Source organism: Bradyrhizobium sp. SZCCT0148 (genome assembly GCF_018129985.1).
In the GTDB taxonomy this organism is placed as follows: Bacteria; Pseudomonadota; Alphaproteobacteria; order Rhizobiales; family Xanthobacteraceae; genus Bradyrhizobium; species Bradyrhizobium japonicum_H.
In genome coordinates this window covers 195,983-221,710 of the sequence record NZ_JAFCKT010000006.1, presented here as the reverse complement: position 1 = coordinate 221,710, position 25,728 = coordinate 195,983, and the positions used below count along the sequence as shown (strand labels likewise).

General features: G+C 65.0%; 20 protein-coding genes and 1 pseudogene. 12 read left to right on the top strand and 9 right to left on the bottom strand.

Features of this window, described 5'->3' with window-relative positions:
- Positions 1 to 39: 39 nt before the first annotated feature.
- Positions 40 to 1,374: a PQQ-dependent sugar dehydrogenase gene (locus JQ580_RS20210; RefSeq protein WP_212281974.1), complete on the top strand. Its 1,335-nt coding sequence runs from the start codon at positions 40 to 42 to the stop codon at positions 1,372 to 1,374.
- Positions 1,375 to 1,422: 48 nt separating this feature from the next.
- On the opposite strand, the gene JQ580_RS20205 is transcribed toward JQ580_RS20210, so the two are convergent.
- Positions 1,423 to 2,223, bottom strand: a complete 801-nt coding sequence (locus JQ580_RS20205) for an SDR family NAD(P)-dependent oxidoreductase (RefSeq protein WP_212281973.1) — start codon at positions 2,221 to 2,223, stop codon at positions 1,423 to 1,425.
- 250 nt (positions 2,224 to 2,473) lie between these two features.
- On the opposite strand from JQ580_RS20205, the gene JQ580_RS20200 reads away from it, so the two are divergent.
- The 4 genes from JQ580_RS20200 to cyoD are packed head-to-tail and all read left to right on the top strand — an operon-like array spanning position 2,474 to position 6,327.
- Entirely contained in the window at positions 2,474 to 3,313 is an 840-nt protein-coding gene (locus tag JQ580_RS20200; protein ID WP_212281972.1) for a cytochrome ubiquinol oxidase subunit II family protein, read from the top strand.
- Positions 3,303 to 5,303, top strand: coding sequence for a cytochrome o ubiquinol oxidase subunit I (cyoB, locus tag JQ580_RS20195; RefSeq protein ID WP_212281971.1), 2,001 nt, complete (start codon positions 3,303 to 3,305; stop codon positions 5,301 to 5,303). The genes JQ580_RS20200 and cyoB overlap by 11 nt, the downstream gene beginning before the upstream one ends.
- On the top strand, positions 5,303 to 5,944 hold the full coding sequence (locus JQ580_RS20190; RefSeq protein ID WP_212281970.1) for a cytochrome (ubi)quinol oxidase subunit III: 642 nt from the start codon (positions 5,303 to 5,305) through the stop codon (positions 5,942 to 5,944). Before cyoB ends, JQ580_RS20190 begins: the two co-directional genes overlap by 1 nt.
- Positions 5,941 to 6,327 (top strand): cytochrome o ubiquinol oxidase subunit IV, encoded by a 387-nt coding sequence (cyoD, locus tag JQ580_RS20185; RefSeq protein WP_212281969.1) that lies wholly within the window; start codon positions 5,941 to 5,943, stop codon positions 6,325 to 6,327. Before JQ580_RS20190 ends, cyoD begins: the two co-directional genes overlap by 4 nt.
- A gap of 220 nt (positions 6,328 to 6,547) precedes the next feature.
- On the opposite strand, the gene JQ580_RS20180 is transcribed toward cyoD, so the two are convergent.
- Positions 6,548 to 7,336 carry a thermonuclease family protein gene (locus JQ580_RS20180; protein WP_212281968.1) on the bottom strand — a complete coding sequence of 263 codons (789 nt, stop codon included), beginning with the start codon at positions 7,334 to 7,336 and terminating at the stop codon, positions 6,548 to 6,550.
- A gap of 201 nt (positions 7,337 to 7,537) precedes the next feature.
- Here JQ580_RS20180 and JQ580_RS20175 point away from each other — a divergent pair, with 201 nt between their 5' ends.
- The 4 genes and pseudogenes from JQ580_RS20175 to JQ580_RS20160 all read left to right on the top strand — a co-directional run bounded on the left by JQ580_RS20175 (position 7,538) and on the right by JQ580_RS20160 (position 12,485).
- The gene (locus JQ580_RS20175; protein ID WP_212281967.1) at positions 7,538 to 9,136 is read left to right on the top strand and encodes a GMC family oxidoreductase; all 1,599 of its coding nucleotides are present in this window, start codon (positions 7,538 to 7,540) and stop codon (positions 9,134 to 9,136) included.
- A 7-nt stretch (positions 9,137 to 9,143) separates the two neighbouring features.
- Positions 9,144 to 9,590 (top strand): hypothetical protein, encoded by a 447-nt coding sequence (locus JQ580_RS20170; RefSeq protein ID WP_212281966.1) that lies wholly within the window; start codon positions 9,144 to 9,146, stop codon positions 9,588 to 9,590.
- A gap of 92 nt (positions 9,591 to 9,682) precedes the next feature.
- On the top strand, positions 9,683 to 10,702 hold the full coding sequence (locus JQ580_RS20165; protein WP_212281965.1) for a S1C family serine protease: 1,020 nt from the start codon (positions 9,683 to 9,685) through the stop codon (positions 10,700 to 10,702).
- A 59-nt stretch (positions 10,703 to 10,761) separates the two neighbouring features.
- Positions 10,762 to 12,485: pseudogene (locus tag JQ580_RS20160) on the top strand (FAD-dependent oxidoreductase).
- Between the two features lie 141 nt (positions 12,486 to 12,626).
- On the opposite strand, the gene JQ580_RS20155 reads toward JQ580_RS20160, so the two are convergent.
- Positions 12,627 to 16,103 carry an indolepyruvate ferredoxin oxidoreductase family protein gene (locus tag JQ580_RS20155; protein ID WP_212281964.1) on the bottom strand — a complete coding sequence of 1,159 codons (3,477 nt, stop codon included), beginning with the start codon at positions 16,101 to 16,103 and terminating at the stop codon, positions 12,627 to 12,629.
- A gap of 162 nt (positions 16,104 to 16,265) precedes the next feature.
- On the opposite strand from JQ580_RS20155, the gene JQ580_RS20150 reads away from it, so the two are divergent.
- The 3 genes from JQ580_RS20150 to JQ580_RS20140 all read left to right on the top strand — a co-directional run bounded on the left by JQ580_RS20150 (position 16,266) and on the right by JQ580_RS20140 (position 19,948).
- The gene (locus JQ580_RS20150; protein WP_212281963.1) at positions 16,266 to 17,219 is read left to right on the top strand and encodes a hypothetical protein; all 954 of its coding nucleotides are present in this window, start codon (positions 16,266 to 16,268) and stop codon (positions 17,217 to 17,219) included.
- A gap of 337 nt (positions 17,220 to 17,556) precedes the next feature.
- Positions 17,557 to 18,255, top strand: a complete 699-nt coding sequence (locus tag JQ580_RS20145; RefSeq protein WP_212281962.1) for a cysteine hydrolase family protein — start codon at positions 17,557 to 17,559, stop codon at positions 18,253 to 18,255.
- Between the two features lie 10 nt (positions 18,256 to 18,265).
- On the top strand, positions 18,266 to 19,948 hold the full coding sequence (locus tag JQ580_RS20140) for a regulator (protein WP_212281961.1): 1,683 nt from the start codon (positions 18,266 to 18,268) through the stop codon (positions 19,946 to 19,948).
- A gap of 51 nt (positions 19,949 to 19,999) precedes the next feature.
- On the opposite strand, the gene soxA is transcribed toward JQ580_RS20140, so the two are convergent.
- The 6 genes from soxA to JQ580_RS20110 all read right to left on the bottom strand — a co-directional run bounded on the left by soxA (position 20,000) and on the right by JQ580_RS20110 (position 25,724).
- The gene (gene soxA, locus JQ580_RS20135) at positions 20,000 to 20,779 is read right to left on the bottom strand and encodes a sulfur oxidation c-type cytochrome SoxA (RefSeq protein WP_212281960.1); all 780 of its coding nucleotides are present in this window, start codon (positions 20,777 to 20,779) and stop codon (positions 20,000 to 20,002) included.
- Positions 20,776 to 21,093: a thiosulfate oxidation carrier complex protein SoxZ gene (gene soxZ / locus JQ580_RS20130; protein WP_212281959.1), complete on the bottom strand. Its 318-nt coding sequence runs from the start codon at positions 21,091 to 21,093 to the stop codon at positions 20,776 to 20,778. Before soxZ ends, soxA begins: the two co-directional genes overlap by 4 nt.
- Entirely contained in the window at positions 21,093 to 21,560 is a 468-nt protein-coding gene (locus JQ580_RS20125) for a SoxY-related AACIE arm protein (protein ID WP_212281958.1), read from the bottom strand. Before JQ580_RS20125 ends, soxZ begins: the two co-directional genes overlap by 1 nt.
- Positions 21,561 to 21,568: 8 nt before the next feature.
- Complete coding sequence (soxX, locus tag JQ580_RS20120) at positions 21,569 to 21,964, bottom strand: sulfur oxidation c-type cytochrome SoxX (RefSeq protein WP_249134287.1); 396 nt, start codon at positions 21,962 to 21,964, stop codon at positions 21,569 to 21,571.
- Positions 21,965 to 22,205: 241 nt separating this feature from the next.
- Positions 22,206 to 23,489, bottom strand: coding sequence for an NAD(P)/FAD-dependent oxidoreductase (locus JQ580_RS20115; RefSeq protein ID WP_212281957.1), 1,284 nt, complete (start codon positions 23,487 to 23,489; stop codon positions 22,206 to 22,208).
- A gap of 48 nt (positions 23,490 to 23,537) precedes the next feature.
- Positions 23,538 to 25,724, bottom strand: coding sequence for a xanthine dehydrogenase family protein molybdopterin-binding subunit (locus tag JQ580_RS20110; protein WP_212281956.1), 2,187 nt, complete (start codon positions 25,722 to 25,724; stop codon positions 23,538 to 23,540).
- Positions 25,725 to 25,728: the final 4 nt, after the last annotated feature.

The following is a 25,728-nucleotide window of genomic DNA, read 5'->3' as shown; positions in this document are numbered from 1 at the left end:
ATGATGTCGATAATCGAGATTGCAGACCGGGAGGACAGTTTGAAGAGCGGGATTTTGTCTGTCGCGATATCGGCGGCGCTCCTGGTTGCGGCCGGTGCGCAGGCCGAACCGGTTTTGCAGGGCAAGGACGCTTATGGCGATTGGCAGGCCGACAAGCCGGGTACGATCAGGCTGATCCGACCACAGGATCTGGTCAGGCCCGGTGCGACGCGGTCGGTTGCAAGCTCGTCACGCGTGGTGCCGCGTCCCCCGGAGGCTGCGCCCCAGGTGCCGGCGGGATTCAAGGTCGAGCTGTTTGCCGAAGGTCTGCGCGCGCCGCGCATCATCAGGGTGGCGCCGAACGGCGATGTCTTCGTTGCGGAGACGCGGGCCGGCACCATCCGTGTGTTGCGTGCCGGCGAAGGCGGCAAGGCGGCGACAAATGAGGTGTTCGCCAGCGGGCTGAAGCAGCCTTTCGGCATCGCGTTCTTCCCGAACGGCGACAATCCGCAATGGGTCTACGTCGCCAACACCGACAGCGTCGTTCGCTTTCCCTATCAGAGCGGCGATCTGAAGGCGCGCAACAAGGCCGAGACGATCGTGTTGAGCCTGCCGCATGACGGCGGCCATTCCACCCGCGACATCGTCTTCACGCCCGACAACAAGCGCATGCTCGTCTCCGTCGGCTCGCTCAGCAACGTCGCGGAAGGTTTGGGCACGCCGCCGGGCGGGATGGAGGCGTGGTCGAAATCGCAGCCGCTCGGTGCGGCCTGGGCCAGCGAGACCGAGCGCGCGGCCGTGCTGGCGTTCAACCCGGACGGCAAGGAGCGGAAGATCTACGCCACCGGCATCCGCAACTGCGTCGGCCTTGCGATTCAGCCGCAGACGGGGCTGCCCTGGTGCTCGACCAACGAGCGCGACGGCCTCGGCGACGACCTCGTCCCCGATTACGTGACCAGCGTGAAGGAAGGCGCGTTCTACGGCTGGCCCTGGTTCTATATCGGCGCCAACGAAGATCCGCGCCACGCCGGCGCGCGGCCTGATATCAAGGACAAGGTGACGGTGCCCGATGTGCTGGTGCAGCCGCACTCGGCCTCGCTCGGCATGGCCTTCTACCAGGGCACGCAGTTTCCGTCCGAGTACCAAGGCGATGCCTTCGCCGCCGAGCACGGCTCGTGGAATCGCTCGAAGCGCACCGGCTACAAGGTGATCCGCATCCGCATGAAGGACGGCAAGCCGACGGGCGAGTACGAGGATTTCGTCACGGGCTTCGTCGTCAGCGACACGGAGGTGTGGGGCAGGCCGGTTGGCGTTGCCGTCGCAAAGGATGGATCGCTGCTGATCTCGGAAGATGGCAACGGCACGATCTGGCGGGTGACAAGCGTGGCGCGGTGACAGTCATGCTTCGCCTATCCCGCTTGCGGGGCGAGGGAGACGAACACTTTACCCCCGTCTCACGCTGGCCCCACCATCCACCGGCAGCGTCACGCCTGTAATGAAGTTCGCCTCGTCCGAGGCCAGAAACAGCGCGGCGTTGGCGACGTCCCAGCCGGTGCCCATCTTCTTGCGCAGCGGCACCTTGCTGTCGCGCTCGGCCTCGACCTCGGCGCGGGTCTTGTGCCATTCGCGGGCGCGGGTGTCGACGGCCATCGGCGTGTTCATCAGGCCTGGCAGGATGACGTTGGCGCGGATGCCGTATTCGGCATTCTGGTAGGCGAGCTGTTCGGTGAAGGCGATCATCGCCGACTTCGTCGCCTTGTAGGCGACGTACGGATAATTCGTGATCGCCGCCATCGAGGAGATGTTGATGATGGCGCCGCTGCCTTGCGCGCGCATGATCGGGATCACTTCTTTCGCCGCGAGAATGCAGCTCTTCAGGTTGATGGCGACGACGCGGTCGAAGGCTTCCTCGGTGATTTGGAGCAGCTCGGCATCGCCGCCGGACAGGCTGACGCCGACATTGTTGTGCAGCACGTCGATCCGGCCCCAGCGCGACTGCGCGTCCTTGACCATCGCTTTGATGTCGGCCGACTTCGTGACGTCGGCCTTGAAGGCTGACGCGGTGCCCTGCTTGGCGGTGATCATCGCCACCGTCTCCTGCGCCGATTCCAGATGATGGTCGACGCACAGGACCTTGGCGCCCTCGCGCGCGAAGGTCAGCGCGGTGGCGCGGCCGTTGCCCATGCCTTCGCCGGGGCTTTGCCCGGCTCCGACGACGATGGCGACCTTGTCCTTCAAGCGCATCTTTGTTCACTCCCTATTCCGGTAGCTCTCGTTATTTTCGTGCAGATTAGCAACCGTCCCGACCGGAGAGAAGGGCGTCGCTTCCTGCGTTCATCTCATTGACATCGCACGGAATTGCATGTTGCGGCTGGCCATGCGCGCATAGCTGCCCTGGCGGCTCAGGAACCGTTCCGAGGTGGCAGCGTTTGTTGCGGAGCCTTACCCGCGCTACGCTCTTCCCGGGGCTTTCCGAACCGCCAGTGGCTTGCCGATGAATCTGCTCGACCCACAAGGGCCCGTGGCTGCGGCCAACAGCACCATTCTGGTCGATTCCGTCTTCATCATGCTCGTGATCGTGGTGCCGACCATTTTCGCGATTCTCGGCTTTGCGTTCTGGTTTCGGGCCTCGAATCCCAGAGCGCGCTACCAGCCTGATTTCGTCTATTCCGGTCGCGTCGAGATGGTGGTGTGGGCAATCCCCGCGCTCACCGTCATCTTGCTCGGCGGCGTCGCCTGGATCGGCTCGCATCGGCTCGATCCCGCAGCACCAGTGCCGGGGACCGGAAGCCCGGTGCGAATCCAGGCGGTCTCGCTCGACTGGAAATGGCTGTTCATCTATCCCGACCAGCGCATCGCTACCATCAACACGCTGACCGTGCCGGCCGGGGCCGAACTGAATTTTCAGCTGACGTCGTCGAGCGTGATGAATACGTTCTTCATTCCGCAGCTCGGCAGCATGATCTACACCATGAACGGCATGGTGACGAAGCTGAACCTGCGCGCCGACAATGAAGGCCAGCTCAAGGGATTGTCGGCTCATTTCTCCGGGGACGGCTTTCCCGACATGATGTTCGACGTAAACGTCGTCTCGCCGCTCGCCTTTCCGGATTGGGTGGCGGCGACTGCGAAGTCCGACACCGTGCTGAACGAGGACAGCTACAGGAGGCTGATGCAGCAGGGCATCGAGAAGGGCAAGCCGACCTACCGTCTCGAAGACCCCAGGCTGTTCGACTTGATCGCGAACCAGCACATTCCGCCGGGGCCGGGGCCGGGGCCGGAGCTGATCTCTGATGCCGGACGTCCGCACAGGGGAGGGCACGATGCTCGGTAAGCTCGATTGGTCGGCCATTCCGTTCGATCAGCCTATACCGCTCATCGCGGGCGCGATCGTGCTGGTCGCGATCCTGGGCGTGCTGAGCTGGGTCGTGGTGAAGGGGCATCTGCCCTATCTCTGGCGCGAATGGATCACCAGCGTCGATCACAAGCGGATCGGCGTCATGTATATCCTGCTGGCTTCGGTGATGCTGCTGCGCGGCGGCAGCGACGCCATCATGATGCGGATCCAGCAGGCGGTTGCCTACCAGTCGCAGGGCTATCTGCCGCCCGAGCATTACAACCAGATCTTCTCGGCGCACGGCACCATCATGATCTTCTTCGTGGCGATGCCGTTCGTAATCGGTTTGATGAACCTGATCGTGCCGCTGCAGCTGGGTGTGCGCGATGTCGCGTTCCCGACGCTCAATTCGGTGGGGTTCTGGCTGACCGCGACCGGCGCGCTGCTGGTTAATCTCTCGCTCGTGGTCGGCGAGTTCGCCCGCACCGGCTGGCTTGCCTTTCCACCGCTGTCGGAGCTGTCCTATTCACCGGGCGTCGGCGTCGATTACTATGCCTGGTCGCTGCAGATCTCCGGCGTCGGCACGCTGGTGGCCGGCATCAATCTCGTCACCACGGTCCTCAAGCTGCGCACCAAGGGCATGAACTATCTGCGCATGCCGATGTTCTGCTGGACCACGCTGGCGTCCAACCTGCTCATCGTCGCGGCCTTCCCGATCCTCACCGCCACGCTCGCGATGCTGCTGCTCGATCGTTACCTCGGGTTCCATTTCTTCACCAACGAGGCCGGCGGCAACGTCATGATGTTCATGAACTTGATCTGGGCCTGGGGGCATCCCGAGGTTTACATCCTGGTGCTGCCGGCCTTCGGCATTTTCTCCGAGGTGGTGTCGACCTTTTCCGGCAAGGCGCTGTTCGGCTACCGCTCCATGGTGCTCGCGACCATGGCGATCTGCGTCATCTCCTTCATGGTTTGGCTGCATCATTTCTTCACGATGGGGGCGGGGCCCGACGTCAACGCCATCTTCGGCATCGCCAGCATGATCATCGCGGTGCCGACGGGCGTGAAGATCTACAACTGGCTGTTCACGATGTATGGCGGCCGCATCCGCTTCGCGACGCCGATGCTGTGGTCGGTCGGCTTCATGATCACCTTCATCGTTGGTGGATTGACCGGGGTCCTGCTCGCGGTGCCGCCGGCCGACTTCATGCTCCACAACAGCATGTTCCTTGTGGCGCATTTCCACAACGTCATCATCGGCGGCGTGCTGTTCGGCGCCTTCGCCGGCTTCGAATACTGGTTTCCCAAGGCGTTCGGATTCCGCCTCGACGAGCGCTGGGGCAAGCTGGCGTTCTGGTTCACCTTCCTCGGCTTCTTCATCACCTTCGTCCCGCTTTACATCGCCGGCATGCTCGGCATGACCCGGCGCATGCAGCATTATGACGTCGCGGCGTGGCGGCCATGGATGATCGTTGCAGCCATCGGCATGGCCGTGCTGACGATCGGGGTGATCTGCCAGATCGTCCAGATCGTGGTCAGCATCCGCAACCGCGAGGCGCTGCGCGACCGCACCGGCGATCCCTGGGACGGTCGCTCGCTGGAATGGGCAACCTCGTCGCCGCCGCCGGTGTTCAACTTTGCCTTCAATCCCGATGTGCGCGGCGAGGACGCGTATTGGGACATGAAGGCCCGCGCCCAGCAACAATCGCTCGAGCGCGACAGGCCGGAGTATCAGGACATCGAGATGCCCCGGAATTCCCCGACCGGATTCGTCTGCGCGTTCTTCGCCACCATCATGGGCTTTGCGTTGATCTGGCACATCTGGTGGATGGTGATCCTGGGTGGCCTCGGCGCGTGGGCGACCTTTGTCGTGTTCGCCTGGCGCGACCATGACGAATACGTCATTCCGGCGGAGGAGGTCGCGGCGATCGACCGTGTCAATCTCGAGGAGCGCGGCAACCTCGTCAGCATGGCGGGGACAGTCTGATGGCGATGACCGCGACCGCCGGCCACGCGCAGGCCGATCCTCATCACATCGGCGTCGTCACCGAGCATCCCGGACCCGCGCCGAAGCGGATCGTGACCGCCTACGGCTTCTGGATCTTCCTGCTCTCCGACATCGTGATGTTCTCCTGCTTCTTTGCGGCCTATGCGGTGCTGTCTGGCCAGACCGCCGACGGACCGAAGGGCTCGGAGATATTCGAGCAGCGGAATGTCGCGATCGAGACGGTCTGCCTGCTGTTGTCGAGCTTCACCTGCGGCATGGCCAGCATCGCGGCGGACGTCCGCAACCGGTTCTGGTTCTACCTTGGCATGACCGTGACATGCGTGCTCGGCCTGATCTTCCTCGTCATCGAGCTCCGCGAATTCGCCGACCTCGTGGCGCGGGGCTATGGTCCCTCGCGCAGCGCGTTCCTGACCGCGTTCTTCTCGCTGGTCGGCTGCCACGGCCTGCATGTTTCGGCCGGCGTGCTGTGGCTGCTCACCATGATGGCGCAGGTGTTCGCCAAGGGCTTTCGCGCCGACGTCCTGCGCCGGATGATGTGCTTCGCGCTGTTCTGGCACGCGCTCGACATCGTCTGGGTCGGGGTGTTCTCCGTCGTCTATTTGCTTGGGAGCGCCGCATGAGCGATCAGAGCCACGCGCGGACCGACCATGACCTCGCGCCGGGCGAGGAGGAGCAACACAGCGTCGGCACCCGGATTCTCGGCTACGTCGTCGGGCTTGCGCTGGCGCTGCTGCTGACGGCGACGTCGTTCTTCATCGCTGGCACAGATCTGGTCTGGCAGCCCTCGATTCCCGTCGCGCTGATCGTGCTGGCGATTGCGCAGATGGGCGTGCATCTGGTGTTCTTTCTGCACATCACGACCGGTCCCGACAACACCAACAACGTGCTGGCACTGGCCTTCGGACTGTTGGTGGTTTTCCTGGTGGTGGGTGGCACGGTCTGGATCATGGCGCATCTGAACGCGAACATGCCGCCGATGGACCACATCATACGGATGCAGTGACAGCACCCGTACAAAAAAGAAGAGCCGCTTGTGATGACAAGCGGCCCAAGTCTAGGGAGGAAACGCCCAAGCAAGGCAACCGGGCCGGAGCCGGATTGCTGCCAAGGAAACGCCCGCGCAAGCGCTTGCGTATGCATAGAAATGCAGCAGCTCTCGAACAAGTTCAATTCCGGATCAATACGGACCCGGACTACCACTCACGGCTGCGTGAAGGATTTGTTCACTTCGGCCGGCGGCAATTATATGCCTTGCGGAAGCCGGCAGCCTGGGCGTCGTCCTCCGAGCAGAACCAGCGGTCCGGCTTGGTGGTCGCCGGATAGCTCGGGCAGCCTCGCAGATGATAGATGCCGATATTGCCGGTGACGCGGGCGCGCACCGCGAGCTTGCCCTTGATGCTGCAGCTCGGCGGCATCGTCAGCTCCTCCGGGAACAGCACGGCGCGAATTTCCTTGTCGCGGTCCGCGCGGCAGGCGGCACCGAGCAGGGCGCCGTCCTTCTTGCCGGCGCGGAAGTCTTGCGGTGCAACAAAGCACCCCTTCCAGATTCCGGCCGAGGCCGTCTTGGCTTCGCTCGCCGCCGGCTTGACGTTCGCCTTGATCGGCTCGCGGGCAATGGCAAAGCCGAGCTTGACCAGTTGCTCGTTCAGGGTCGCCTTGTCGCCCTCGGCCGTGCAGATCGCCCGGTGCCGCTTGCCAAAACTCTTCTCCGGCCCGACATCGTCGCATCGCACGGAGCGCTTGTTGATCAGCTTCGCGAGCTGGTCGCGGGCCTCGATACCGCAGGTCCAGGGATCGGCGTTATCGTCGATGCAAACCTGGTCCAGCTCGGGCGCGTCGACGCCATCGAGCCGATAGGTGACGTCGCCGAGCTGGACGGAGTTGCCGTCCCGGACTGTCGCAGCGGCGGTCAGCGCGGACGCCGGCTCGGACGACGCCAGGAATCCGGACACGGCGAAAAACAAAATGAGCGCAAAAGCGCGGGCGGCGGCAAAGACATTTCGGAAGGGCATACGATCTCGCTATCGATTGCTCGTGCACCTCGTTCCTAGCATCCGGATGTGGCGATACCAATGGTCTGCACCCTGCGAAGTGCGACATTCCGGCCCCGCGGCTTTACTCCGCGCCCGCTCTGACCCTATCGTTCGCAGGCCTTGCCGACCGTGCAGGCCGAATCGCCCGGGAAGCGGCGAGGGCGGGAGGAAAAGATTGCGATGAAAGACCCCGTGGACGTCCTGATCATCGGCGCCGGCGCTTCGGGCGCGGCGGTGGCGTGGTCGCTGGCCGAGACCAAGATGCACATTCTCTGCCTGGAGCAGGGCGGCTGGATGAACCCGGCGGAATATCCCAGCGCGGGCCGCGACTGGGAGGCCAAGTTCTACGGCGAATGGTCGTCGAGCCCGAACGTGCGCGGCCGTCCCGAGGACTACCCGATCAACGACGACAATTCGCCGATCAAGGTCGTGAACTACAACGCGGTCGGCGGTTCGACGGTCATGTACACCGCGCACTGGCCGCGGCTGCATCCCTCGGATTTCAAAGTGAGGACACTCGACGGCATCGCCGACGACTGGCCGGTCGATTACGACGCGCTGAGCCCGTTCTTCGAAGAGAACGACAGGATCATGGGCACGTCCGGCCTGTCAGGCGATCCGCTCTCGCCGTTGACGCATCCGCCGATGCCGCAACAGCCGATGGGATTGTCCGGTGCCATCATCGGCAAGGCGATGAACAAGCTCGGCTGGCACTGGTGGCCGTCGGACACGACGGTCGCGACGATGGATTATGAGGGCCGCGCCCGCTGCATCAATCTCGGCCATTGCACGCCGGCCTGCGCGCAGGGCGCAAAGTCCTCCACCGACATTACCTATTGGCCGCAGGCGATCCGCGCCGGCGTCGAGCTGCGCACTCATTGCCGCGTGCGCGAGATCAGCACCGACGAGAACGGCATGGCCTCTGGCGTGGTCTATTACGACAAGGACGGGGTCGAGCAGTTTCAGCCCGCACACGTCGTCATCATCGCCTGCAATGGTGTCGGCACGCCAAGGCTGCTGCTGAACTCGGCGTCGTCGCGCTTTCCGAACGGGCTTGCCAATTCGTCCGGCCTCGTCGGCAAGAACCTGATGTTCCACCCCTATGCGCAGATCTACGGCTACGTGAAGGAGCCCACCGACTCCAATCGCGCGCCGCCGACCTGCCTGTGGAGCAAGCAGTGGTACGACACGGACCCGTCGCGCGGCTTCGTGCGCGGCTTCGGCGTGCAGTTCGTGCGCGGGGCAGGGCCGGTGTTCGAGGCCGTCGTCAGCGAGCAGAAGGGCATCCTGCCCTGGGGCGAAGATCATCACCGCGTCTTCCGCAAGCTGAACGGCCACCGGCTGGGTTTCTCCGCGATCTGCGAGGACCTGCCGGAGGAGCACAACCGGGTCACGCTCGACCCCGTGCTGAAGGACAGCCACGGCATACCCGCGCCAAAGATCAGCTACACGATCAGCGAGAATAGCCAGAAGATGATGGACTATGCGCTGGCGCGCGGCCGCGAAATTCTGGAGACGGCGGGCGCGACCGATATCTGCGTCAACTCGCCGATCCCGTGGGGTGGCTGGCACCTGCTCGGCACCGCGCGAATGGGCACCGACCCCGAACGCTCCGTGGTCAACGAATGGGGCCGCAGCCACGACGTGAAGAACCTCTTCATCGTCGATGGCAGCATCTTCGTCACCTCGGGCGGTGTGAACCCGACCTCCACCATCCAGGCCCTCGCGCTCTACATCGCCGACCAGATGAAGCAGCGCCTCGCCAATTTGTTCGATTGAGGCCGTCATGTCCGCAGACAATCTCACGCGCACCCAGCGCGATGACCTCCGCACCATCGCCGCGATGATCGTTCCCAGCAGCGACGCGTACAAGGTGCCCGGCGCCGACGATCCCGCGATCCAGGCCGACATGCTGGCAACGCTCGGGCGCGACACCAAATTGGTGGCGGCGGCGCTGGATCATCTGGCCCGGTTGGCAGGAGCGCCGCTCGCCGAGCTCGATGCCGCGAGACGCGAAGCGGTGGCGCAGGAGTTTCGCAAGAGCGGCGGTGCTGCTGCGGCCACGCTCGCCCGCGTCGTGCTGCAATGCTACTACCGCGACGACCGCGTGCTGCGCTCGCTGGGAATCGAGCCGCGCCCGCCGTTCCCCAAGGGGCATGTGCTGCCGGACGGCGACTGGTCGCTGCTCGATCCGGTCAAGGCGAGGGGCGGCGCGCTGAGGCGGGCGCCCTAGCCATCCGGGCAGTCCAGCCCCGCGTTCCGGGCAGGCATCTTGCGCGGCAGTAAGAAGGCCACCATCTGTGTGAGCCTTCAAGGACTCTTGCCATGCTGGATTTCACCTCAGATGTCGTCGATGACGCCTCGTCATCGCGAACGACAGCACCTGCGCCGGCCGACGACCGGGCATTGCTGGACGCCTATTCCAATGCCGTGATCGATGTGACCGACCGCGTCGGTCCCGCCGTCGTGCGGGTCGAGACCGGGCCGAAAGTGCCTGACAGACGCGAGCGCGGCGGGCTCGGCTCGGGTATCGTGATCTCGCCCGATGGCCTCGTCCTCACCAACAGCCACGTCGTCGGCGCCTCGAAGGAGATCCGGCTGCGCGACGTCGAAGGCCATGTCGGGGATGCGCAGGTGCTCGGCGTCGACCCTGATACGGATCTGGCGCTGCTGCGGGCCAACGGCGCGCGCCATTTGCCTTATGCCGCGCTCGGCAATTCCAAGACCTTGCGCCGCGGCCAGCTCGTGATCGCGATCGGCAATCCGCTCGGCTTCGAATCCACGGTGACCGCCGGCGTGGTTTCGGCACTTGGCCGCTCGATCCGATCGGTCAGCGGACGCACCATCGAGGATGTGATCCAGACCGATGCCGCGCTCAACCCCGGCAATTCCGGCGGTCCGCTGCTGTCGTCGAATGCCGAGGTGATCGGCATCAACACCGCCATCATCAACGGCGCGCAGGGCATCTGCTTTGCGGTCGCCAGCAACACCGCGCAATTCGTGCTGTCGGAGATCATCCGTCACGGCTATGTCCGCCGCGCCTATATCGGCGTCGCAGGGCAGACCGCGCCGGTCCCACGGCGGCACGCGGTGCTGGCTGGTATTGAAAACAAGATGGGCGCGCTGCTCGCGCAGATCGAGCCGGATGGTCCGGCGGCGAAGGCGGGCCTGTTGCCCGGCGACGTCGTGATCAAGCTCGACGGAGTCGACATCAACGGTGTCGACGATCTGATCCGCGTGCTCGATCGTGATCGCATCGGCCGGCGGCTCGCCATGGATGTGCTGCGGCTCGGCCGCCTGCGGGCGATCGACATCGATCCAATCGAGCGGAGGCCTGCCCGCTAGCGCCGAGGGTGCGAGGCGCGGTATGACGGTGTCATGCCTTGCCTTCGGAAGCCCGCCGGATGATGCCGGCAGACGAGACCTACGACGTCATTGTCATCGGCGCCGGTGCCGGCGGCATGACGGCGGCGGCCGTGGCCGCTGCGCAGGGCCTTCGCGTGCTGGTGATCGAGAAGACCGCGTTCGTCGGCGGCACCACTGCCTGGTCCGGCGGGAAGGTCTGGATTCCCGCCAACGCGAGGGTGAAGGAGGCGGGGCTCTCCGACACCGTCGCGGACGCCGTCCGATATCTGTCGGGCACGGTGCCCGAGCCCGGCAATGCCGGCCTGCGCGCCGCCTTCCTGGCGCGCGGGCCCGAGGCGATCGCCTGGCTTGAAGCCAATACGGAAGTTCGCTTCCAGCCGGTGAAGGCTTGTCCGGATTGCTATCCGGAGCGGCTGGGCGCAACGGCGGGCGGCCGTGTGCTGGAGGTCCTCGGTTTCGATGGCAGGCGCCTGGGCAAGGCGTTTGCGCGAGTGCGACCCCCGCTGCCGGAGTTCACGCTGTTCGACGGGATGATGGTCGATCCTCCCGACGTTGCGCATCTGCGCAGCGTTGGAAAATCGCTGCGTTCGACCTTGCGCGCGGCACGGCTCGTCTCTCGATATGCGCTGCAGCGGCTGCGCAGCGCGCGGGGAACGTCGCTGTATCTCGGCAACGCACTTGCCGCGCGGCTTTATGCGTCGCTGCTGGCGCGGCAGGTCGAAGTTCTCTTCGACGCCGACGTCGAAGACCTCTCGATGCAAGGCGATCGCGTCGGCGGCGTGGTCATCCGCCATGGCTCGCGTGACCGGCCGATCGCAGCGCGCCGCGGCGTGGTGTTGGCGACCGGCGGCTTCTCGCACGACAATGTGTTGCGCAAGCGCCTCTTCCCGGCGGCGGCTGGATTTGTCTCGGCCGCCAACCCATCCAGCACAGGCGACGGCCTTCGACTGGCAGCGACGGCAGGTGCCGCGCTCGACACGGACGCGATTAGCCCGGCCTATTGGACGCCGGCTTCGCTGTTCCGCCGCGCCGACGGAAGCCGCGGCGTGTTCCCGCACATCGCCGATTGCGCCAAGCCCGGCGTGATCGCGATCAACACAGCAGGCCGGCGTTTCGTCAACGAGGCAGCGTCCCACCACGAAGTCGTGCTGGCGATGCTGCGCGAGAGCCATGGCAAGCCGGACCGGCCGTTCTATTTGCTGTGCGACAGTCGGTTCCTGTGGGCGTACGGCCTCGGCCGCATCAAGCCGTTCACGCGACATTATAGGCGCTATGTCGCGAGCGGCGAGTTGATCGAGGCGCTCGCTATCGCGCAGTTGGCGACGAAGATCCGCGCCGAGCCCTCGGTGCTGACGGCTACCCTTGCGCGCTACAACGAAGGCGCGAAGGAGGGCCGCGAGGGTGAATTCGGCCGCGGTAGCACGATCTATCAGCGGCACCTCGGCGATATCGGGCACAAGCCCAACCCTTGCGTTGCGCCGATCCTCTGCGCGCCGTTCTTCGCCATGCGCATCTACCCGGCCGATCTCGGCACGGCGATCGGCGTGAAAGTGGACGCGCAGGCTCGCGTGCTGCGCGAAGACGGCGCGCCGATGCCGGTCTCTACGCCTGCGGCAACGATATGGGCTCGATCATGAACGGCCATTATCCGGCGCCGGGCATCGCACTCGGGCCCGCGCTGACGTTTGGGTATATCGCGGGGCGGCATCTGGCGGAGGGCGGGGTGGTCGCGCCGGCTGCCGGCGTGTTGGCCACGGTGTAGCCATCTTCTCCGCCGTCATCCCCCGCGAAGGCGCGGCATCCGGTACGCGGCGGCCTATCGATCCAAACACAATCCTCTCGGCGTACCGGATCGCCCGCCTTCGCGGGCGATGACCCTGAGAACGTGACGACGGCTTAATCGCTACTCCGCCGCTGCGGCAAAGCGGCTGTTCTCCAACTCCGCTTCCAGCCGCGCCGTTTCGGCCGCCGCGAGCCTGATGTTGGCTTCCTTGACATGCCCGAAGCCTCGGATGGTCTCTGGCACCCTTGCGAGCCTTGCCAGCAGCGGGATCTGCTCTGCCTTCAGCCCGGCCATCCGCTGGTCGATCATCGCCAGGTAATCCGCCACCAGCTTGCGCTCGGTCCGGCGCTCATCGGTGCGGCCGAACGGATCGAAGGCGCCGCCGCGAAGGAACTTGAGCTTGGCGAGAATACGGAAGGCGTGGAGCATCCAGCCACCGAACTCCTGCTTCTGGAGATGTCCGGTGGTCTTGTCGCGTTTCGCGAAGATCGGCGGCGCGAGGTGGTATTTCAGCGTGAAGTCGCCGTCGAATTTCTCCGACACCTTCTTGGCGAAATTGCCATCGGTATAGAGGCGGGCGACCTCGTACTCGTCCTTGTAGGACATCAGCTTGAACAGATTTTTCGCGACCGCTTCGGTCAGTTCGGTAGAGGCCGGTGAGACCGCGCTCTCCGCCTTCCGCACCTTGGCAACGGCCGCGAGATAGCGGTCGGCATAGGCCTTGTCCTGATAGCCCGTCAAAAACTCGGCGCGGGTCGCGACAATGTCGTCGAGGGACTTGGTCGGTGCGGACGCACGGCTCTTGAACTGGAGCACGCTGCGCACCCGCGACATGTCGTGGGCCGCCAGGCGGCCCCAGCTGAAGGCAAGCTTGTTCATCTCGATCGCGGCACCGTTGATCTCGATAGCCCGCAGCAGAGCCTCCAGCGACAGCGGGATCGCACCCTTCTGGAATGCGAAGCCGAGCATGAAGGGATTCGTCGCGATGCTGTCGCCCATCAGTGCGGAGGCAATACCTGTCGCGTCGATGATGTCGAGGTTGTTGTCGCCGATGGCATCGCGCAGCACGGTCTGCATCGTGCCCATCTCGAAATCGAGATCGGGGTTCTGCACGAAGCTCGCGGTCGGCTGCAAATCGGCGTTGATGTAGGCCCTGGTCACGCCGCGCTCGGCGCGGCTGAGCGCGGAGGGACCTGCCGAGACGATCATGTCGCAGCCGAGGATGACGTCGGCGCCGCCGGTGGTGATGCGGACCGCCGAGATGTCCTCCGGCTTCGGGGCGATGCGCACATGGCTCATCACCGCGCCGTTCTTCTGCGACAGGCCGGTGAAGTCCAGCGCCGAGCAGCCGCGGCCGTCGACATGCGCGGCCATGCCGAGCAGGGCGCCGATGGTGATGACGCCGGTGCCGCCGATGCCGGTGACGAGGATGTTGTAGGGCGCGTCAAGCTCGCGTGCGGGCGGCAGAGGCAAATCGGCGAACAGCTGGCCGGAATCGACTGCCGAGGTCTTCATCCGCTTGAGCTTGCCGCCATGCACGGTGACGAAACTCGGGCAGAAGCCCTCGACGCAGGAAAAGTCCTTGTTGCAGTTCGACTGGTCGATCTGGCGCTTGCGGCCGAACTCGGTCTCCAGCGGCTGCACCGAGACGCAGTTGGAGGCCTGCGAGCAGTCGCCGCAGCCTTCACAGACCAGCTCGTTGATGAAAGCGCGCTTCGCGGGATCGGGATAGAGCCCGCGCTTGCGGCGGCGGCGCTTTTCCGCGGCGCATGTCTGGTCGTAGAGGATGACCGAGAGGCCCTTGACGTCGCGCAGCTCGCGCTGCACCGCATCGAGCTCGCGACGGTGATGGATGGTCGCGCCTTGCGGGAAGTAGTTTCCTTGCGGGTACTTGCTCGGATCGTCCGAGACGATCGCAAGACGCTTGACGCCCTCGGCCCAGACCTGATGCGCGATCTGCGCGACGTTGAAGGCGCCTTCGGCCGGCTGGCCGCCGGTCATCGCGACGGCATCATTGTAGAGGATCTTGTAGGTGATGTTGATGCCGGCCGCCGAGGCAGCGCGAAGGGCGAGAAGCCCGGAATGGGTGTAGGTGCCGTCGCCGAGGTTCTGGAAGATGTGCTTCTCGGTGGTGAAGGGTGACTGGCCGATCCAGTTCACGCCTTCCGCGCCCATATGCGAGATCAGATCGGTGCGGCGGGTTGGCATGCTCAGCGCCATGCCGTGGCAGCCGATGCCGGCCATGGCGCGGCTGCCCTCGGGGACGCGCGTCGAGGTGTTGTGCGGACAGCCCGAGCAGAAGAACGGCGTGCGCGCGAGCTTGATCTGGGTGCCGGTGCTGACCGGATTGTCGAAGGCCTCCAGCCGCGCGAGGCGCTGCTCCAGCACGGGGCTGTGATGGCCGAGCTTGCGCAGGCGCGCCACCAGTGCGCCGGCGACGATGGTCGGCGTCAGCTCGCCCTCGCTCGGCAGCAGCGGCGCGCCGCGCTCGTCGCGCTTGCCGGTGACGGTCGGGCGCCTCGATGCATCGATGTTGTAGAGGATGCGCATCAGCTGGTCTTCGATGAAGCCGCGCTTCTCCTCGACCACGAGCACGTCCTGCAGACCTTCTGCGAAGCGCTTGGCGCCGCTTTCCTCCAGCGGCCAGGCCAGCGCGACCTTGTAGATGCGCAGGCCCAGATCCTGCGCGTCCTTGTCTGTCATGCCGAGATCGGCGAGCGCCTGGCGGAGGTCGAGATAGGCCTTGCCGGTCGCGACGATGCCGAGCCGCGCCGGCTTTGAATCGAGCACGATGCGGTCGAGCTGGTTGGCGCGGGCAAAGGCCTGCACGGCGGCCATCTTCGGCCCGAACAGGCGCCTCTCCGCGTCCAGCGGAGGATCGGGCCAGCGGATGTTGAGGCCGCCGGGCGGCATCTCGAAATCGTCGGGCAGTTTGATCTGGATACGTTCGGGATCGCTGTATATCGAGGCGGAGCTCTCGACCGTCTCGCTGATCGCCTTGAAGCCGACCCAGCAGCCCGAGAAGCGCGACAGCGCAAAGCCATAAAGGCCGAGATCGAGATAGTCCTGCAGCGTGGCGGGATTGATCACGGGGATCAGCGCCGCCGCGAACACCTGCTCGCTCTGATGTGCCAGCGTCGAGGACTGACAGCCGTGGTCGTCACCGGCGAGCGCAAGCACGCCGCCGTTGAGTGAGGTGCCGGCCGCGTTGGCATGCTTGAGCGCATCGACCGAGCGGTCGACGCCCGGGCCCTTGCCATACCAGATGCCGAACACGCCATCGACCTTGGCACCGGGAAACAGGCCGACTTGCTGGCTGCCCCAAACCGCGGTCGCCGCCAGATCCTCGTTCAAGCCGGGGACGAACGCGATATCGTGCTGCTGAAGATGCGACTTCGCACGCCACAACGCGTGGTCGTACATGCCGAGCGGGGAACCGCGATAGCCCGAGATGAAGCCGCCGGTGTTGAGCCCCTTGAGCCGGTCGCGTTCGCGCTGCAACATCGGCAAGCGGACGAGGGCCTGCGTGCCCGACAGGAAGATCCGCTTCGATTCGAGCCGGTATTTGTCGTCCAGCTCGACCTGCATCAGCGTCATGTCGGGAGTCCTCGTCTCTTGTTCGGCAGGAGTTTGCGCTGCGGGAGGGAGTGCGGCTGCGCGGCGCGAATTGTGACAGTCAAAAGCATGGGCCAGCGAAGTCAATACGGCTAGCCGCATCTGTGGCGCTCCTGCTAGTCATGGCTGCCTGTGGAGGACACCATGGCTGCAAATGCATTCGACACCGAGATCACCGAGACACCGGAGGCCCTGGTCGGGCCGTGGCGGCAGCCGCGCCAGATGCTGAATGCCCAAACTTACGATGCGCACGCCTCGATCCATGACGACGCTACCGCGCAGAAGCTTGGCTTCAAGGGCGGCACCATCGAGGGCCCGACGCACTTCAGCCAATTTGCCCCGCTCGGCGAGCGCTTGTGGGGACGCGCCTGGTTCGAGACCGGCTGTCTGTCCGCGCATTACCGCAGCGTTTGCTACGAGGGCGAAGAGGTCCAAGCGATCCTGTCGAAGCCCTTGCCCGGCACCAGCCAATGCCAGATCCAGATGGTGAAGCGCGACGGCACGGAAGTGCTGCGCGGGTCGGCCTCCGTCGGGGACGCGCCGGTAGCCACCGCGCTCGAGGTGCGTCTCGGCGAGCTCAAGCCGCTCACCGATCCCGTCATCTTGCGGGACGTAAAGGTGGCCCAGACCGGCAAGCGGCAAACGGTGCGTATGGCGCTCGACCAGAACATGGGGGACCTCTATCCATTCTCGCTGCGGCAGAAGCTCGCCGTCATCACCGAGAACTCACCCTACTATTCCGGCGCCGACAATCCGTGGGGCAGGGCCATCATCCCGATGGAGATGCTGAGCGTGCTGTTCCAGTACCGCTCGAAGGATGATCCGCTGCCGTCCAGGGGCCCGGCCGTCGGCCTGTTCGCCGATCAGGAGATCCGCCTGATAAGGGGCCCGCTCTTCGTCGATGAGGACTACGAGGTCGAGCGCGAGGTCGTCGCGCTCTCCGGCAGCCGCCGCACCGAGAGCGCCTGGGTGAAAACGCGCGTGTTCGACAAGGCGGGCGCAGTGGTCGCGACCATGCTGCTGAACATGGCGACGCTGAAGGACTCCTACGCTCCGTACGAAGAAGAGCATCGACGGCTGTATGGGGCGGGGCGTTAGGCAAAACGTCGCCGCACACTGTCCTCATCATTCCGGGGCGCGCGTTGCGCGAGCCCGGAATCCAAATTGCCATTTGCGCTGTGGCCCGATGGATTCCGTGCTCGACACTTCGCGTCGCCCCGGACTGGCGACGAAGAGAGCGTCTGCAGTCGCTCATCCTTTGAGCAAATGCACGTCGCAAAGCCGTCGCACAGGGAATAAGCAGCGATCGGTTGCGGATGTAAGTTTCTGAGTACACAACGAAATTCTCCACGGCGCACGCTCAGTTGCAATTGTACACAATGGCACGGCGCTTGCAGAACTCCGGCAAGGAGAGTTCTCGCGAGGGGCTAGCGTCATGCTGAACTCGAGCAAGCCGACACTGGGCGTCATCAGCGCCGAGCCCGAGCCGATCAAGCTCGACTGGCCGAGCACCGCGCTTCTCATCATCGACATGCAGCGCGACTTCATGGAGCCCGGCGGCTTCGGCGAAACGCTCGGCAACGACGTCAGCCAGCTTGCGCGCGCGGTGAAGCCGATCAGCGCGGTGCTGACGGCGGCGCGCGACTCCGGCATGCTGGTGATCCATACGCGCGAGGGCCATCTGCCCGATCTCTCCGACGCGCCGCCGGCCAAAGTCGAGCGCGGCGCGCCGAGCCTTCGCATCGGCGATCCCGGCCCGATGGGCCGCATCCTCATCCGCGGCGAGGCCGGCCATGACATCATCCCCGAGCTCTATCCGCTCGACAGCGAGATCGTGATCGACAAGCCCGGCAAGGGGGCGTTCTACGCCACCGACCTTGCGGACGTGCTGGAGAAATACGGCATCGAGAACCTGCTGGTATGCGGCGTCACGACCGAGGTGTGCGTCAACACCACGGTGCGCGAGGCCAATGACCGCGGCTACCGCTGCGTCGTCATGTCGGACGGCTGCGCGTCCTACTTCCCCGAGTTTCATGAGATGGGCCTGAAGATGATCAAGGCCCAGGGCGGCATCTTCGGCTGGGTCGCGAGCTCAGCTGCGGTCCTGGAGGCAATGAAGATTTCGACCATATAGGGGTATTGTCATGAGCACATTGACGGGGACAGCCGGCAAGTCTGAACTGAACAAATCTGAAGTGAACAAGTCCGACTTCAAGCCGGTACTATGGACATCAGGGGACTGGAACGCGTTCTTCGGCTTCGGCACCAACATCCTCGTCAACATGCTGGTGCTCACGGGCCTGTTGCGCTTCGTCCTGAAGATGCCTGACAGTCTGGTATTCGGCCGCATCCTGCCCGCGCTCGGGCTGATGATGTGCCTCTCGACCTTCTACTATGCCTACCTCGCCTATCGACTCGCGCAGAGAACCGGCCGGACTGATGTCTGCGCGCTGCCCTCGGGCGTCAGCGTGCCGCACATGTTCATCGTCACCTTCGTGATCATGCTGCCGATCACGATCAAGACCGGTGACCCGCTCAAGGGCTGGTCGGCCGGCCTCGTCTGGGTCTTCTTCCAGAGCTTCATTCTCATGATCGGCGGTTTCATTGCGCCGTTCATCCGCAAGATCACGCCGCGCGCGGCGCTGCTCGGCACGCTTGCCGGCGTCTCCGTCACCTTCATCTCGATGCGGCCGGCGCTGGAGATGTACATGACGCCGCAGATCGGTCTGGTTTGCTTCGCCATCATCCTGGTGAGCTGGTTCGGCGGCGTGAAATACTGGCGCGGCATTCCCGCAGGCCTTGTCGCGATCGCGGCCGGCATGATCATCGCCTGGGGCTCGAACCTGTTCGGGCTTGGTCTCGGCGGCCTGAGCGTGAAAGGCGTCGGCGATGCCTTCGCCAATTTCGGCTTCTCGGTGCCGATTCCTGCCGTGGGCTACGTCTTCTCGGGCTTCGAATTCCTCGGCATCATCCTCGTCACCGCCATTCCGTTTGGCATCTACGACCTCGTCGAAGCCATGGACAATGTCGAGAGCGCTGAAGCGGCCGGCGACGAATATCCGACCACGCGCGTGCTCACGGCCGACGGCGTCGTCAGCCTGATCGGCTGCCTGATGGGCAATCCCTTCATCAACGCAGTCTATATCGGCCATCCCGGCTGGAAGGCGATGGGCGGCCGCATCGGTTACTCCGCCGCAACCGGCCTCATGGTGATCGTACTGTCCTGGTTCGGCATCATCTCGGTGCTGCTGGCACTCGTGCCCGTGGTCGCAATCTCGCCGATCCTGCTCTATATCGGCATGCTGATCGGCGCCCAGGCGTTCCAGACCACGCCGGTGAAGCACGCGCCTGCGATCGTGCTGGCGCTGACGCCGCATCTGGCCGCCTGGGCCAAGTTGCAGATCGACACCATGCTCGGCTCGACCATGAATGCGGCGGCCACCGTCGGCGGTATGGCCGCCGACAAGGCCGACGCCGTGAAGGCTGCCGCGATCGCCGCGCTGCCGCAGCAGGGCGTGTTCTACCACGGCCTCGAAGTGATGGGCGGCGGCTCCATCCTTGGCGGCCTCATCCTGGGTGCGATCGGCGTCTTCATCATCGAGCGCGATTTCGAAAAGGCCTCGGCCTTTGCTCTGGTCGGTGCCGTGCTCACTTATTTCGGCTTCATGCACGGCGAGGCCGTCGGCATCGGCGGCGGATTTGGCGTCACGCCCGCCGTCGCGCTGGCCTATGCCGTGATGGCCGCCGGCCTGTTCGCGGCCAGCAAGCTTGGCGCCGGCGAACACTATGCCGCGCATCCTGAGATGTCGGCCGCGCCGGCGGAGTAGGGGACGGCGCGGACGTCTGAAAGCGGTCGGCAATCGCCGGCCGCTTTCGTCTCAGGGCCGCACCGCGGGCGTCTCCATCGGCAGGCCACGCGCCCGCGACATCAGATAGAGCTCGAGCGCGACCAACTCGGGCGAGCCATACTCATAGGCTTGGGCGCGCACGCCGCTCATGCAGCTGCGCAACCGCCGCTCCAGCGATCCCAGCGTCTGCCATTCCAGGCGATAGAGCGGATAGCCGGTCGGCTGTCCCTGCGTGATCGGCGCGCCCGCGAGGCGCTTGTCGAAATTGTCATCGTGGCAATTGGTGCAGGCGAGGTTGAGCTGGCCCTCGCGCTGCATGAAGAGCTCGCGGCCCTGGTCCACGAAGGGTTTTGCCTGCGGATCGTCGCCGGCGGTGATCGCGGCGCCGCGCGACTGATGGGCGACGTACGCGGAGAGCGCCAGCAGGTCGCGGCTCTCGTAGGGCAGGGGCGCCGCCTGCTGATGATTGGCGCGGCAAAGATTGATGCGCTGGTCGAGCGTGACAGGGCGGTCAAGCGTCTTGTCGAAGGCGGGATGGCGTGCCGCGACGCCCTTCATGCTGCTGCGCGCATCACCATGGCAATTCGCGCAGGCCTTGTCCGCGCTGCCGGTCTTCTTGCCCCATAGCTGTTCGCCGTCGAGCACGAACAGCATGCCGGGATTGGAGGTGTCATCGTCCTGCATGGCGCGCGTGTCGGGACCCATGAAGGAATAGCCGGATCGGCGCGCATCGGGCGGGATTTCGCCGGCGAGCAGGGCAGGGGCCGCGGAAACCAAGGCCGCCGCTGCTATCGCGCGCCAAACGCTCATTCGACAGTGATCGATGCCGAGCCGGTCGACGAATAACCGTTGTCGCCGATCCACTCGAACTCGAACGTGCCGCTGTCCTTCGCGACCGTGAAGAACGACAGATACGGATTTGCCGCGATCGCCGGAAACAGATCGGCGCGGAAGATCTCGGTGCCGTTGTAGCGGCAGGTGAAGCTCGTGATGATGTCGCGTGGCACCAGCTTGCCGTCCGCAGTGTGGCGGAAGCCAGTCTCCATGATGTGCGAGGTCAGCGTGCGGATCTCGATGACGTCGCCGCGCCTGGCCTTGGCCGGAACGTTGATGAGCGCGGCCATCAGTTCATCTCCTCGGTGCAGGCGGCCAGCGTCACGACGACATCGACGGCGACCTGCCAGAACGTGTCGTCGGAGAGGCGGGCGATCGCCACCACCTTCTGGGTATCGGCGAGCCGGATTCGTGTTGCGACCTGGGCGCGGCCTGAGGCGGAGTTGAGATGGAAATTGGCGATGTTGGGCTGCGGGTTCTTCTCGTTGAAGACGTGGATGCTCTTGACGTGGTCGTCAGCCGTCATCGGGCTTGCGACGGTTACCGTCAGCGGCACGGTATTGCCATTCTCGACCAGTGGCGGAATGTCGAGCTTCACCTTGCCGGTGCGAATCGGTGCTTCGCCGACGACATTGCGGATCGCGGTGGTGAGCATCGCTGGCGTTGCCTGAAGCGGACGCAGGGTGACGATCGGGATCGTCCCGGCGGCAGTCACGCCTCCGGCGAGGCTCAAAAATTGTCGTCGCGTGGTTGGCATGAACAGTCCTAGTCGCGAAGTGTTGCAAGAAAAGCCACGATGTCCTCGATCTCCGCGGCCGACAAGATCGGCTTGCCGGCAAAATTGCGCCCCACCCGCACGAGGCCGTCGGCGCGATAATAGGACGGCATGATGGTCTCCGCGTTGAAGCGCGAGGCATCGACCAGTCGAAGCCGCAACTGGCTCGCCGTCCATCGGTTCCCGGCGCCGGTGAGGTCGGGTGCAAGATCGCCCTGAAATCGCGTTTCCGGGAAGGGGCCGGAATGGCAGAGGATGCAAGTCGTGCTGCGCGCCAGCACCAGCGCGCGGCCGCGCGCGGCATCGCCGGGCGAGCCGGTGAGGGAGGCTGGAATGCCGTCGCCGACGTTCTTGTAGGGGGTGAGTTCGTCCGCCTTCGTGGGCAACGCGAAGGCGAGGCTCGCGACAAGGAATGCTGCAATCGCAGATGTCGAATGGGTTGCGCGGCGGCGCCGCGAACTCCTCTTACCTCTCCCGCTTGCGGGGGAGGTCGAGCCGAAGGCGAGGGTGAGGGCTTTTTCCTCTTGGGGATTCTCGCGAGTGGAGACACCCTCTCCCCAGCCCTCCCACGCAGGCGGGGGAGGGAGCGCACCTTGTTCGTGGCCATAGGCTCGTCCCAACATCGTCCTAGCCAAAAGTGTCCGTCGTGATGGTTTGAAACCAATGTTCGGCCTCCGCCGCCTCGCGGGCCCGCAGCTCGCGCGGAGCATCGACCGGGCTCGTCGCGCCGCCCTCGACCTCGGCGAAGATATCGCCCCTCGGCTGGTAATTTCCCGCGAGTGAGAAGCCGTAGCCGGGGGCGACGGTGTTGTAGCAGACGCCGGTCAGCCGCGGCGGCTCCGGCGTGCGGCCGGCGAGCAAAGCCTCGATCGCGGCAGCGCAGGCCTTGCCTTGCGTGCTTGCGGCTGATGCCGATTTGGGGATGCCGCCGCCAAGGCAGGCGTCGCCGATGACATGGACGTTCCTGGCGAGCTTCGATTCGAACGTAACAGGATCGATCGGACACCAGCCGGTCGCATCCGCCGCGCCCGCCAATTCGGCAACGTGGCCCGCGCGCTGCGGCGGGATGACGTTTGCGACATCGGGTGTGTAGTTGCCGAATTCGGTGACGATGGTTTTGGTCGAAGGATCGACCGAGGTGACGCGGCCCCCTTGCGACAAGCCGATCCGCTCGATCATGTCGCCGTAGAGCTCCTTCCACGCCTTCTCGAACAGCCGCTGCTGGGAAAAGCTGTCCTTGGCGTCGAGCACCAGGACCTTTGACCGAGGCTTGTTCGCCTTCAGATAATGCGCGATCAGGCTGGCGCGCTCGTATGGCGCCGGCGGGCAGCGCGAGGGATTGGCCGGAATGGCGATCGCGACCGTGCCGCCATCAGCCATTGCCTCCAACTGCCTGCGCAGCAACAGCGTTTGCGCACCGGCTTTCCAGGCGTGCGGCATTTTCTCCGATGCGGCCTCGTCATAGCCTGGCAGGGCTTCGAAATGGAAATCGATGCCGGGCGAAAGCACGAGGCGGTCATAGGGCAGCGCGACGCCATCCTTCGTCACGACGCTGCGCCGTTCCGGGTCGATCGTGGTCACGGCCTGACCGATCACCGTGACGCCATCGGCTGCAATCTTGTCGTAGCCGAACTGCTGCGCCTCGATGTCGCGAAGGCCCGCAATCACCGCGTTGCTGAAGGGGCATGACGTGTAGACCGCGTTGGGCTCGATCAAGATTACTTGCGTATTTTTCTGCGCGCCCTTCAGCGCGCGGGCGCAAGCCGCGCCGCCGAATCCGCCGCCGACCACGACGATGCGTCCTGCGGACTGCGCCCGCAGGATCGACGGTCTCGCCAGCGTTGCGGCTGCCGCTGTGATGCCGAGCACGGCGTTTCGCCGTGTCATCGGGCGCCTCGTCATCGGGATCATTCCAGGCAAAGATGCCGCGGCGGCCTGTCGTGGCCGCCGCGGCGTCTGTCAGGCGAAGGTGATATTCTGGTCCTTCAGCGGCACCGAGCGGATGCGCTTGCCGGTCGCGGCGAAGTAGGCGTTGAGCACCGCCGGCGCTGCGACGCCGATGGTCGGCTCGCCGACGCCGCCCCAGAACCCGCCGCTCGGCACCATCACCGATTCCACCTTCGGCATCTCGTTGATGCGCATCGAATTGTAGGTGTCGAAGTTGGTTTGCTCGATCTTGCCGCCCTTGACGGTGCAGCCGCCGTAGAACAGCGCCGAAAGGCCGTAAACGAAGGAACCCGCGATCTGCCGCTCCACCTGGGCCGGATTGACAACGTAGCCGGGATCGGTGGAGGCGACGATGCGATGCACCTTGATCTTGTTGCCGTCGGTCACCGAGATTTCGGCGGCGCCGGCGACATAGCTGCCATAGCCCATCACCTGGGCAATGCCGCGATAGACGCCCTTGGGTGCCGGCGTGGTCCAACCGATCTTCTCGGCGACCGCATTGAGCACCGCGAGGTGCTTGGGGTGATTGCCCATCAGCTTGCGGCGGAATTCGAGCGGGTCCTGGCCTGCGGCCTGGGCCAGCTCGTCCATGAAGCACTCCATGTAGATCGCGTTGTGATTGACGTTGACGCCGCGCCAGAAGCCGGGCGGGACGTGCGGGTTGCGCATCGCGTGCTCGACCAGCAGGTTCGGCACCGAATAGCCGAACGCAGCTTCGCCGGATTGGGCGACGCCCTGGAAGGCGGCCGGATCCATGCCGTTCTGGAGCGCTTCGGGGCGCAGCGAGAACAGGATCGACTGCCCGGACAGGCGGTAGTGCAGCGCGACGAGATTGTTGTCGGCATCGAACGCGCCGGTCATCTTGCACTGGGTGATCGGGTGATATCGGCCGTGCGCCATGTCCTCTTCGCGCGACCAGATCAGCTTGACCGGCGTGCCGGGCATTTCTTTGGCGATGATCACGGCCTGGCGGACATAGTCGGTCTGGCCGCGACGGCCGAAGCCGCCGCCGGGCATGACCTTGTGCACATCGCATTTGTCCGCCGGCAGGCCGGAGGCTTCCAGCACCGCTGCGAACGCGGCCTCGCCATTCTGCGTGCCGCACCAGACCTCGCATTTGTCCGCGGTGTAGAGCGCGGTGGCGTTCATCGGCTCCATCGTGGCATGGTTCTGGTAGGGATAGGAGTAGACGGCCTCGACCCTCTTGGCCGCACTCGCGATCGCCGCCTTGGCGTCGCCGTTCTTGTTGCCGACATAGGCCGGCTGTTCGTTGTTGAGGCCTTCGGCCAACCACTTCGCAATCGACTCGCTGGAGACCTTTGCGTTGTCGCCCTCGTCCCAGACGATCGGCAGCGCATCCAGCGCGGTCTTGGCGTGCCACCATGTGTCCGCAACGACCGCGACTGCGGTATCGCCGACCTTGACGACCTTCTTGACGCCTTTCATGCCGGCGATCTTGGTGTCGTCAAAGCTCTTCAGCTTGCCGCCGAAGACCGGGCAGTCCTTGATCGCAGCGTTCAGCATGCCCGGCAGCTTGACGTCGACGCCGTAGATCATGGCGCCGTTGGTCTTGTCGACGGTGTCGAGCCGCTTCACGCCCTTGCCGATCAGTTTCCAGTCCTTTGGATCCTTCAGCTTGACTTCGGCGGGCGGTGTCAGCTTCGCGGCGGCCTCGGCGACCTTGCCGTAGGTTGTGGTCCGGCCCGACGGCGTATGGGTGATCACGCTGTTCGCGGCCGTGCATTCGGAAACCGGTACCTTCCAAGCGTCGGCCGCGGCCTGGATCAGCATCACGCGGGCGGTGGCGCCGCCCTTTCGGACATAGTCCTGCGAGGAGCGGATGCCGCGGCTGCCGCCGGTCGAGAAATCGCCCCAGACGCGCTTGCGGGCGACGCTCTGGCCCGGTGTCGGATATTCGGTCGTGACCTTGGTCCAGTCGCATTCGAGTTCCTCGGCGACGAGCTGGGCGAGGCCCGTCAGCGAGCCCTGACCCATCTCGGAGCGGGCGATGCGAATCACGACGGTGTCGTCGGGCCTGACCACGACCCAGGCTCCGATCTCGGGCGAGCCGTCGGCGGCGCGGACCACGGCCGGTCCGCCGAAGGGGATATCGAGGCCAATCGCGAGGCCCGCGCCGAGCGTGGCGCTGCCGATGACGAAGGCACGGCGGTTCATCTTGGGAGAAACATGCTTGTTCATGGGG